Raw genomic sequence first — 10,489 nt, 5'->3', positions numbered from 1 at the left:
TTATGATTAAATGGAAAACCACTGCACCCTGCGCACACAATGGCCAAGTTCGGCATGAACATGACCGCGCACGGTACAGACCCGCTGCCCTTTCCATGGCAGAAATATCCGGCGACGCAGATCGCTCACCACGGCGCGGGCATGTCCGTATGGCGCTATCATCTCCGGAATAAAAATATGGTCGCCAGATTGCCAATCCTCACGGATCAGCTCCCGCTCGGCGGCCAGCAAGGTGTCACGAATGGATAAAGAGACAAACGCCCAGTTGCAAAATGCAACCGGGCGCCCGTGTGAGTCTTCATAATAGCTGAACTGGTTCAATTCGAAGGCAGGCAATATTCGCTGTTGCCACTCGGCGACGGAATAACGCCGGTGCAGGGAGGAGTGCTGACTCAGCAGCATGACTCCCCCCAGCATATGTTGATTTTGTTGCCAGTTCGGTTCCGTTGATTGCAATACCAAGCTCATTGGATCCCCAACCGGAACATTATTTTTTCTTGCGCGGCGCGGCCTGTGCTGTGGCAACCGGTGCGGTTTGCTGCTCGTCAGAAGGGGCTGCCGGGATCAGGCCTGCGGCGATCAACTTGTCAAACTCGGCAGCCATGCGTGGATCTTCAAGCATGTTTTTTATCATTGAAACCATATACATAAAGCCAGCGGCAGGCATGTGGACCGTCTGTTTCAGCGCCAACTCGTTGTCACTTTCTGCCATGACCCCTTGCGCCATCTTCAGCGGATCTTGTCCAACGAAATAGAGGGAGAAGATCCCCTTGTTATAGTTGACGCTGGATACTGTCTGTACAAACTGCTCTGTCATATAAATTCCATTATCAATAAATATAAAGACAAACAAAAAAGAAAAGGAATTTCCCAAGTAAAACAACACGGGATTAACATTTTGCTTTTCACTATATTTACCATATTTGAAATTATTATCCGATTCAATTAAACAATGACCTAAAAATAGAGTAAATACGTCAATATAAATATCAACTCAATCATTAAGGTTAATGTCTTGGTATTATGCAATACGTTATTAGCTGAGTCAGCGCGGCCGTTTTTATTATGATAACTATCAGTCGAGATAATATTTGACAGTGAAATAATGGCTCGTTAGTATGCGCGCCCTGCCTGCAACAGGCCACCTTGCCCCATATAAACAGGAGGGGTGTCACAGCGGCAAACGGATATATTATGACGGCGAGTGAAGAGTCTGTTTTAGCGTGTCTCAATATTATTATCGGGATGCTGGGTTGTCCCTCTCCAGATATAGCACCCACGCCAGACGACACCTTTGACAATATTATCGATACGCTGCAACAACAGACAGGAACCCGCATTCGTCAGCGTCATATCCCCCCTCGCAAACTCGATAAACTGACCCTGCCGGTGGTACTGCTGAGCCCCTCTGGCGAGGCGTTCGTGCTGGCCCAGCGCCAGGGTGAACAGGCGCTGATCCTGGATCCGGCAGTGGGCAAGCCGCAAGTCATAGCACAAGACGAACTGCTGGCACGCTGGGCGGGCCGCCTGCTCGAGGTCGGTAAACGGCAGAGTCGCTTCGACATCCGCTGGTTCATCCCCGCCTTCCTGCAGCAAAAACGCCTGCTCGGCGAGATACTGCTGTTCTCGCTGGTGTTGCAGATCCTGGCGCTCATCTCCCCGCTCTTCTTTCAGGTGGTGATGGACAAAGTGCTGGTGCATCAGGCCTGGGCAACCCTGGATGTACTGGTGTTCGGGCTGCTGATCACGGCTCTGGTGGAGGTCTGCCTGCGCGGGCTGCGGGAATACCAGTATGCCCACACCGCCAACCGGATAGATATCCAGCTCGGTCTGCGCATGGTGCAGCACCTGTTTGCCCTGCCCCTGCTCTATTTCAAGAGTCGCCAGGTGGGCGCCATCGTGACCCGGGTGCAGGAGCTCAACACCATACGCGAATTTCTGACCGGCACCCTGTTCACCCTGACGGTGGACGTGCTGTTCATGTTTGTCTTCCTGGCCGTCATGGCCAGCCTCTCCGGCATGCTGACCCTGGTGATCCTGCTCTCCATTCCCGCCTATGTGCTGATCGCCTGGTGGATCACGCCACGCATGCAGCAGGCGGTCGAGCAGCAGTTCGGCCATGCCGCCACCAATACCGCTTTCCTGAACGAGACGGTCGCCGGGGCCGAGACCCTCAAGAGCCTGGCGCTGGAACCGCGTTTCGTGCGGCGCTGGGATGAGCAGACCCGCCAGATGGTGGAGGCGGGCTACCGGGTGCAGCAACTCAACAATGCCTCCCAGCACGGGGTCATGTGGCTGCAAAAACTGGTGACAGTCGTCGTGCTCTGGCTCGGTGCCAGCGAGGTGATCGCGCTGCAGCTCACCATAGGCCAGCTCATCGCCTTCAACATGATGGCCAGTCACGTGGCTCAACCCCTGTCGCGCCTGGTCGAGTTGTGGGGCCAGTTCATCCAGACCCGGATCGCGGTAGACAAACTCGGCGACATGCTCAACCTCCCCCCGGAGCATCAGCGCGATGGGGATGGCCGCATCCAGGCCGGCACCATAGCGCTCGAGCGGGTGCATTTTCGCTATCAACCGGATGCCCCCCTCATCATCGACGATCTCTCCCTCGCCCTGGCGCCCGGCGAGACGCTGGGGATTGTCGGAGGCTCGGGCTCGGGCAAGAGCACCCTGGCCCGTCTGCTGCTGCGGCTCTATCAGCCGGAGCAGGGGCAGATCCTCATCGATGGCCAGCCCATCCAGCAGATCCCGCTCCACCACCTGCGCCAGCAGATGGGAGTGGTGTTGCAGGAGAACCACCTGTTCAACAAGTCGGTGCGCGACAACCTGGCCCAGTCGGTGCCCCACGCCAGCCTGGACGAGATCATACGGGCCGCCACTCTGGCCGGCGCCCATGAGTTCATTTTGCGACTGCCCCTTGGCTACGACACAGTGCTGGCGGAAGGGGGCAGTTCGCTCTCCGGCGGTCAGCGCCAACGGCTGGCCATCGCCCGCACCCTGCTGGCCGACCCCAGGATCCTCATCTTCGACGAGGCCACCAGCGCCCTGGATGACGGATCCCAGGCGCTGATCCAGCACAACATGCGCCAGATCGCCAGCGGCCGCACCGTCATCACCATAGCCCACCGCCTCTCCACAGTGCGCCACTGCGACCGCATCATAGTCCTGCAGCGCGGCAAGATAGTGGAGCAGGGCGACCACGCCAGCCTGCTGGCACTGGGACAGCACTACACCCGCCTGTGGCAGCTGCAACAGGACTTGCACGAGGAGACCCCATGAATATGCGCACCTGGCTGAGCCGCTGGCGCCAACCCGGTCCAGCCCGGCAGCAGGAGGCCCACTACGGCTTCCTGCCCGCCCATCTGGCGCTGGCCGAGACGCCGCCCTCCCCCTTTGCCCGTATCACGGCGCTCACCCTGAGCGCCGGTGTGCTGCTCACCCTGCTCTGGGCCTGCTGGGGCCAGCTCGACATCCAGGCCACCGCCAGCGGGCGCCTGCTGGTCTTTGGCCGCAGCCAGATGATCCAGTCCTACGAGCAGGCCAGGGTGATCGGCATTCACGTGGAAGATGGCCAGGCGGTCGCCGCCAACGCGCCGCTGCTGACCCTCAACACCCTGGGGGTGAGTCAGGACCTGAGCCGGTTGCGCGAGCAACAGGCGTTCCAGTACCAGACCCTGATCCGTTATCAGGCGCTCTATGGCAACGAAACCGTCAGCCAGCACCCCGACTACGCCAGGCTCACCCCGGCGCAGCAACAGGCGCTGGCGGAGAACCACCAGAGCGAGCTGCACGAGTACCGGAGCACCCTCAACAACCTGCAGGCCGAGCTTGGGGTCAATCAGGCCAATCAGGCCGCCCGACGGGGGGACATGGCCTCCCTCACTATCCTGCTGGCCAACATCCGGCCCCGCCTGCAGGCGCGCCAGACCCTGAGCCAATCCCAGGCCATCTCACGGGTGGAGTATCTGGAGCAGGAGAAAGAGCTGCTGGAAACCCAGCGCCAGCTCGCCCAGCAGCGGGCCGAACTCGAGGTGTTGCAATCCCAGCAGCAGAGCCTGCAGGAGCGGCTGGCCGGCTTCAAGGCACAGAAACAGCGGGAGTGGGTCGAGAAACGCCAGCAGGCCCAGCTGCAGCTGACCGCCATCGAGCAGGAGCTCGCCAAGCTGAGCGAGCGGGAGCACCTGGAAGTCATTCGCGCCCCGGTGGCGGGCACAGTGCAGCAGCTGGCCATCCACACCAAGGGCGCCGTGGTACAGCCGGCCCAGCAGTTGCTGGTCATAGTGCCCAACGAGGGAGTCCAGTACGCCGAGGTGAAGATCCTCAACAAGGACATAGGCTTCGTGCACGAAGGGCAGACGGTCAGCATCAAGGTGGATGCCTTTCCTTATACCCGTTACGGCACCATAGACGGCGAGCTGGTCAGCGTGTCGCGCGATGCCACCACGGATGAGCAACTGGGGCTGGTCTTTCCCGCCAGGGTCAAGCTGAGCCGGGGCGAGATGCAGATAGACAATCAGCCGGTGCGGCTCACCCCGGGCATGTCGGTGGTGGCCGAGGTCAAGACGGATAGACGCCGGGTGATCGACTACCTGCTGAGCCCGATCCGGGAATACCAGGCCGAGGCACTGCGGGAGCGATGACAATGACACACGCTTTGCCAGCCTTGGAGGCCCCCGTGAACGAGCCCGCCCCCATCGCCAATGGCGCCCTCGCCGCTCTCGCCCACGCGGCCCATCAGCTGATGATGGCCGCGGATGCCGGGCAACTGGCCCACGCCATGGGTTGCGATCTGGCGCCGGACGATCTGACGGTGCGCGAGGCCGCCGCCCGGCTCGGCCTGCGCAGCGCCCTGTCACAGGGGCCGGGCTGCCCGCTGGCGGCGCTGCCACTGCCGGCCCTGCTCAAGCGGGATGGGCGCTGGTACACCATCACCGCCATCGAGCCTGAGGGCTGGCAGCTGTTCGATCCAGCGACCGGCACCAGCAGCCTGCAACCGCTGCCGAACCCCACACAGGCGGCGCAGTGGCACTATCTATTGCTGGCCCAGCAGGATCTCACCCCGGCCGAGGTCAAGTTCGGGCTGGGCTGGTTCAGCCCGGCGGTACTGCGCCAGCAGAAGCAGGTGCGAGACGTCTTCTGCTTCGCCATCGTGTTGCAGCTCATAGCCCTTGCCAGCCCGCTGCTGTTTGAGAACATCATCGACAAGGTGCTGGTGGGGCGCAGCCTAGGCAGCCTGCAGGTACTGGCCCTGGCCATGCTGGCACTGGCCTGCGCCGAGCCGCTCTACAGCTTTCTGCGCGGCCAGGTGTTCGGTCATCTGGCCAACCAGGTCAACGCCGAGCTGTCCGGCAAGCTCTATCGCCATCTGGTCGGCCTGCCCATCGACTATTTCAAGGCGCGCCAGACCGGCCAGATCATAGCCCGGGTCAAGGAGATGGCCCAGATCCGCCAGTTCCTCACCGGCTCCACCCTGATGCTGGTGCTGGACCTGGTGTTCATCCTGCTGTTTGTCGGTGTCATGTTCCATTACGCCCCCGTGCTGACCGGCTGCGTGCTGGGCTCCTTGCTCATCTATTTTCTGCTGTGGCTGCTGATTGGCCCCCTGGTGCGCAAGCGGGTCGAGGCCGAGTATCAGGCGGATGCCGATGCCACCAGCTTCCTGACCGAGGCGGTCACCGGCATCGAAACCATCAAGACCACGGCCACGGAGCCACGCTTTTATCAGGAGTGGCAGCGTCTGCTGGCGCGCCAGTTGCGGCGGGGATTTCAGGCAAGAAAGGTGGGGCTTGCCGCGGGTCAGGGCATCGATCTGGTGCAAAAGCTCACCGCCGCCCTGCTGCTCTGGCTCGGGGTCGGCGAGGTGCTGAACGGCAGGCTGAGTCCTGGCGAGCTGGTGGCCTTCAACATGCTGGCGGGCCATGTCACCCAGCCGGTGCTGCGGCTGGCCCAGGTGTGGCAGGACTTCCAGCACACCCTGATCGCCCTGCGCCGGGTGGGGGACATACTCGACGAGGCGCCGGAGCACGGCAATGGCGGGCTCGCCTCCGTCCCCGCTCTCGAGGGGGCCATCGAATTTCGCCACATCCGCTTTCGCTACCAGCCGGATGCCCCCGAGGTACTGGCCAATCTCTCCCTCTCCATCGAGCCCGGGCAGTTCATCGGCATCACTGGCCCTTCCGGCTGTGGCAAGAGCACCCTTACCCGCTTGCTGCAACGGCTCTACGTGCCCCAGCATGGTCAGGTGCTGGTGGACAACATGGATCTCGCCATCGCCGACCCCGTCTCATTGCGCCGCAACATGAGCGTGGTGCTGCAGGAGAGCATTCTGTTTTGTGGCTCGATCGCCGACAACATCCGCATCTGTCGCCCCGATGCCAGCCAGGCCGAGGTGGAACAGGCGGCGCAGCTGGCCGGCGCGCTCGGCTTTATTCGCGAGCTGCCTCAAGGCTTTGGGCTGCAGGTGGGCGAGAAGGGCGCCCGCCTGTCTGGCGGGCAACGCCAGCGCATCGCCCTGGCCCGCGCCCTGCTGGCCAACCCCAGGATACTGCTGCTCGACGAGGCCACCTCGGCCCTCGACTACGAATCCGAGGCGGCCATCATGGCCAACATGGCGGCCATTCGCCGTGGCCGCACCCTGATCAGCATCGCCCACCGCCTCAACACACTGCGCCATGCCGATCGCATCCTGGTGATGGATGCGGGGCAGATAGTGGAGTCCGGCAGCCACGAGGAGCTGCTGGCACGACCGGGACTCTATGCCCGGCTGTGGCGCCAGCAGACGGGGGAAGAGGATGAGCACCCAGGCCCTCGCCCGTTAATGATTAACCAGTGAATAAAGAATGCCCTGATTCAGTCCCGATACAGGCACTCCTGCTAGGATCCGGATTGACTCTCCCCGGCATAAACCCTCTAATTGACAGCCTGGATCCCCATGATCGCGCACCTTATGAAAATATTGTTGGTCGAAGACGACAAGCTGCTCAATCACCACCTCTCCACCCTGCTGACCGAGGCCCAGAATCAGGTCCACAGCACGGACAGTGCTCAGGTGGCCCTGCATTACGCCGCCGATTACCCCATAGACGTAGCCATCATAGATTTGGGGCTGCCGGACATGGACGGTTTGCAGCTCATCAGACAGCTGCGCGAGCGGCAGATCCCCTTCCCCATCATAGTCCTGACCGCCCGTGGCAACTGGCAGGACAAGGTGGAGGGGCTGGAGGCCGGGGCGGACGACTATCTGGTCAAGCCGTTCCAGAAGGACGAGCTGCTGGCACGGCTCAATGCTCTGGTGCGCCGCAGCGCCGGCTTCATCTCGCCCAAGGTCAAGGCCGGCGACTATGAGCTGGATCTCTCCCGCAAGGAGCTGACCATAGGCGGCGAGCCGGCCGTGCTCACCAGCTTCGAATACCTGATCCTCGAGTACCTGATGCGCAACGCCCGCCAGGTGGTCTCCAAGCAGCAACTGCTGGACCAGCTCTACGGCGATGGCGAAGGGGACCCCAACACCATAGAGGTGATGGTGAGCCGACTGCGCAAGAAGCTGGACCCGGAGGGGAGCATCCAGCCCATCTCCACCATCCGGCGCCAGGGTTACATCTTCAACCTCTCGTGCAACTGATGCGCCTTCGCCTGCCGCGGCCCATGCGACTGATCCGTCGCTCGCTGCACATCAAGCTGATGCTGAGCGCCATGCTGGTCATAGCGCTCATCATGGCCTTCTCCGTCTACATCCTCTATCTGGGCCACACCGAGGAGCAGGCCCAGAAGGCCAGCACCCGCATGCAGGAGAACCTCTCCAAGCTGTTCTCCTCCAAGCTGCCGGATCTCCATGCCACCACGGATCTCGGCAAGATCACGCCGGATGCCATCGACCCCAATCTGGATACCCTGATCTGCCGGGCCGATGGCCAGCTGAGCTGGTCCAGCCTGCACATGCCGGAGGTGATCCACTCCAAGGGCACCATCTGTCAGGATCTGATGAAGTACCTCGGCGGCCTGGATCAGGACTACTTCTTCAAACGCCACACCATCAAGAACGGTGAGAGCTACTTCATCTACAGCCTGCGTTTTCTGCGCAATCACGGTGAGGGGCCCACCACCTATTACGTGGTGATGGTCGACTCGGCCAAGCGCTACCTGGCCCAGACCCGCAGCTACCTCTATCAGTGCATCCGCCAGGCCCTGCTGGCCTACTCGCTGCTCGGCGCCCTGCTGCTGCTCACCAGCTTCTGGAGCCTGACCTCATTGCGTACCATGGCGCGCCAGATCGACGAGATCCGGGCGGGCAAGCGGGAGGCGCTCTCCAATGACTACGAGCGGGAACTGACGCCGCTGACCGAGTCAGTCAACCAGCTGCTGGAGAACGAACGCCAGCAGACCCAGCGCTACCAGCACGCCCTGAACGATCTGGCCCACAGCCTGAAAACCCGGCTGGCGCTGATCCAGATGACGGCGCAGGAGATCAAGCTGGGGCGCGACATCCACGACAACATCAGTGAACAGATCCTGACCATGGATCAGATCATCCAGTACCAGCTGCGCCGCGCCGTCACCGGCCGCAAGCGCCTCGCCAGCAAGGGCACGGAACCCGTGCCCCTCATCGAGAAGCTGCTGGCCAGCCTCGCCAAGGTCTATCGCCACAAGAAGCTGCAGACCCGCTTCAAGTTCGATGACGACGTCTTCTTCGCCGGCGAGCAGGGGGACTTGATGGAGCTGATGGGCAACCTGCTCGACAACGCCTTCAAGTTCGCCATCAGCGAAATTCGGGTGACTGTGAGTCGCCGCTTAGACCGCCTGCGGATCGAGATTGAAGACGATGGCCCGGGCATAGATCCGGACAAGTCGCAGCAGATCTTCCAGCGCGGCGTGCGCGCCGACAGCTCACCCGGCCAGGGCATAGGTCTGGCGGTGGTCACCGAGATAGTGCACAGCTACGGCGGCCAGATCATGGTGGATGAATCGCCGCTGGGGGGCGCCCGCTTCACCCTGGACCTGCCCTGAGTTTGACGTTGCCCCGACAGGGCCGACACCAATAACGACGCCTGCCCGCCCGCAGGCGTCGTGCTTTATCCCGCCCCTTCCCAGCCGACACAGCCCCGCGAGATCACATCACGCAGGGGAAGCGACAATCGGGAAGCCGGGAGGAGATCAGAAGATAAAAAAAAACCGGCCACAAGGACCGGTGAAACAGTTCAGGCTTGTCAGGTGACAAACGCACCCAGCGGATGAAGACAAGTCCCAATTCCTTATGGGGCCCTGGCCTCTTGAGTACGTGTTGTTACTCTATCCCATGGTCACTGAATCAAGGCTGAACCATGGGATGATTGGCATCCAGCCCCCTGTTTCGGCTTACAGCTTGATGCCCAGCGACTGGCGCAGATAGGCCCCGGCACCGAGCAGACCCGGCCCCTCGTGAGTGATGAGGAAGACGGGAATATCCTTCAGATAGGACTTGAAACGCCCCTTGTCTTCGAACGCCACCCGAAAGCCCGAGCCAATGAAGAACTCCTGGAAGCGCGGCACGATTCCGCCTGCGATGTAGACACCGCCGAAGGTGCCCAGATTGAGCGCCAGGTTGCCGGCGAAGCGCCCCATCAGCACGCAGAACAGGCTCAGGGTGCGACGGCAATCCAGGCATTCGCCCGCCAGCGCCCGCTCAGTGATGTCTTTGGGGGCGAAGGCTTCTGGCTCGCGGCCATCGGACTTCACCAGCCCGCGATAGATGTTGACCAGACCGGGCCCGGAGAGCAGCCGCTCGGCCGAGACATGACCCAGCTCGGCTCGCATCACCTGCAGCACCGCATCCTCTTCTTCGCTGTTGGCGGCAAAGTCCACGTGGCCGCCCTCGCCCGGCAGACTCAGCCACTGCTCGCCGGTGTGCACCAGGTGGGCGACGCCAAGGCCGGTGCCGGCCCCGTAGATGGCGATGGGCTTGCCGGCCACGGGCGCCTCGCCCCCCAGCTGGATGCAGTCAGCCGCGTCCAGCACGGGCACCGCCATGGAGACGGCGGTGAAGTCGTTGATCACCTGCAAGCGGGTCAGGCCCAGATTGGCCTGCATCTCGCCGATGGAGAACTCCCAGCTGTGGTTGGTCATGGCGACCCAGTCGCCCTTGATGGGGCAGGCGATGGCGATACAGGCCTGGCTCACCTGCACCTGATGCTCATCCAGATAGAGGCGCACCACGGCCTCGAGACTGGGGTGGGCCAGCCCGGAATAGGTCTTGGCCCGGGAAATGGTGCCGGTCGCCAGCTCGCACAGGGCCAGCCGCGCATTGGTGCCGCCTACGTCGCCGACCAGCGCATGGGTATGCTGCATAAAACAACTCCTTCGTTACTTGGGTCGGGGCGGCCCTTACCGTCCCGCAATTATTATTTGGCAACAATTCTACCCGAGCCCCTCCCCCCGCTGCGCGTTTGATGAATGCAAGTGTGCGCCCGCTCACAGTGTTGTTGCTTTGCAACATTTGTAAGCGCTTTCACGG

General features: G+C 61.9%; 8 protein-coding genes. 5 read left to right on the top strand and 3 right to left on the bottom strand.

What is annotated here, in order from left to right; genetic code table 11:
* Positions 1-6: 6 nt before the first annotated feature.
* Positions 7-468, bottom strand: a complete 462-nt coding sequence (rtxC, locus tag BN1118_RS00605; protein ID WP_043134661.1) for an RTX toxin-activating lysine-acyltransferase RtxC — start codon at positions 466-468, stop codon at positions 7-9.
* Between the two features lie 19 nt (positions 469-487).
* Positions 488-886: a protein RtxH gene (rtxH, locus tag BN1118_RS00600; protein WP_084213965.1), complete on the bottom strand. Its 399-nt coding sequence runs from the start codon at positions 884-886 to the stop codon at positions 488-490.
* A gap of 308 nt (positions 887-1,194) precedes the next feature.
* Here rtxH and BN1118_RS00595 point away from each other — a divergent pair, with 308 nt between their 5' ends.
* The 5 genes from BN1118_RS00595 to BN1118_RS00575 all read left to right on the top strand — a co-directional run bounded on the left by BN1118_RS00595 (position 1,195) and on the right by BN1118_RS00575 (position 9,006).
* Entirely contained in the window at positions 1,195-3,282 is a 2,088-nt protein-coding gene (locus BN1118_RS00595) for a type I secretion system permease/ATPase (protein WP_043554089.1), read from the top strand.
* Positions 3,279-4,643, top strand: coding sequence for an HlyD family type I secretion periplasmic adaptor subunit (locus tag BN1118_RS00590; RefSeq protein ID WP_084213961.1), 1,365 nt, complete (start codon positions 3,279-3,281; stop codon positions 4,641-4,643). The genes BN1118_RS00595 and BN1118_RS00590 overlap by 4 nt, the downstream gene beginning before the upstream one ends.
* A gap of 35 nt (positions 4,644-4,678) precedes the next feature.
* Complete coding sequence (locus BN1118_RS00585) at positions 4,679-6,835, top strand: type I secretion system permease/ATPase (protein ID WP_244463566.1); 2,157 nt, start codon at positions 4,679-4,681, stop codon at positions 6,833-6,835.
* A 114-nt stretch (positions 6,836-6,949) separates the two neighbouring features.
* Positions 6,950-7,624, top strand: coding sequence for a response regulator (locus tag BN1118_RS00580; RefSeq protein ID WP_043134657.1), 675 nt, complete (start codon positions 6,950-6,952; stop codon positions 7,622-7,624).
* Positions 7,624-9,006 (top strand): ATP-binding protein, encoded by a 1,383-nt coding sequence (locus BN1118_RS00575; RefSeq protein WP_043554087.1) that lies wholly within the window; start codon positions 7,624-7,626, stop codon positions 9,004-9,006. The genes BN1118_RS00580 and BN1118_RS00575 overlap by 1 nt, the downstream gene beginning before the upstream one ends.
* A gap of 348 nt (positions 9,007-9,354) precedes the next feature.
* On the opposite strand, the gene glk is transcribed toward BN1118_RS00575, so the two are convergent.
* Positions 9,355-10,323 carry a glucokinase gene (gene glk, locus BN1118_RS00570; protein WP_043554086.1) on the bottom strand — a complete coding sequence of 323 codons (969 nt, stop codon included), beginning with the start codon at positions 10,321-10,323 and terminating at the stop codon, positions 9,355-9,357.
* Positions 10,324-10,489 lie beyond the last annotated feature (166 nt).

The organism is Aeromonas bestiarum, assembly GCF_000819745.1.
GTDB classification, from domain to species: Bacteria; Pseudomonadota; Gammaproteobacteria; order Enterobacterales; family Aeromonadaceae; genus Aeromonas; species Aeromonas bestiarum.
Note: the sequence above shows the minus strand (reverse complement) of the source record. Positions and strands in the feature narration are given on the sequence as shown.

Coding starts and splice junctions, on each gene's coding strand:
- rtxC (WP_043134661.1), bottom strand. CDS start 468: ATGAGCTTGGTATTGCAATCAACGGAACCGAACTGGCAACAAAATCAA.
- BN1118_RS00595 (WP_043554089.1), top strand. CDS start 1,195: ATGACGGCGAGTGAAGAGTCTGTTTTAGCGTGTCTCAATATTATTATC.
- BN1118_RS00590 (WP_084213961.1), top strand. CDS start 3,279: ATGAATATGCGCACCTGGCTGAGCCGCTGGCGCCAACCCGGTCCAGCC.
- BN1118_RS00580 (WP_043134657.1), top strand. CDS start 6,950: ATGAAAATATTGTTGGTCGAAGACGACAAGCTGCTCAATCACCACCTC.
- BN1118_RS00575 (WP_043554087.1), top strand. CDS start 7,624: ATGCGCCTTCGCCTGCCGCGGCCCATGCGACTGATCCGTCGCTCGCTG.
- glk (WP_043554086.1), bottom strand. CDS start 10,323: ATGCAGCATACCCATGCGCTGGTCGGCGACGTAGGCGGCACCAATGCG.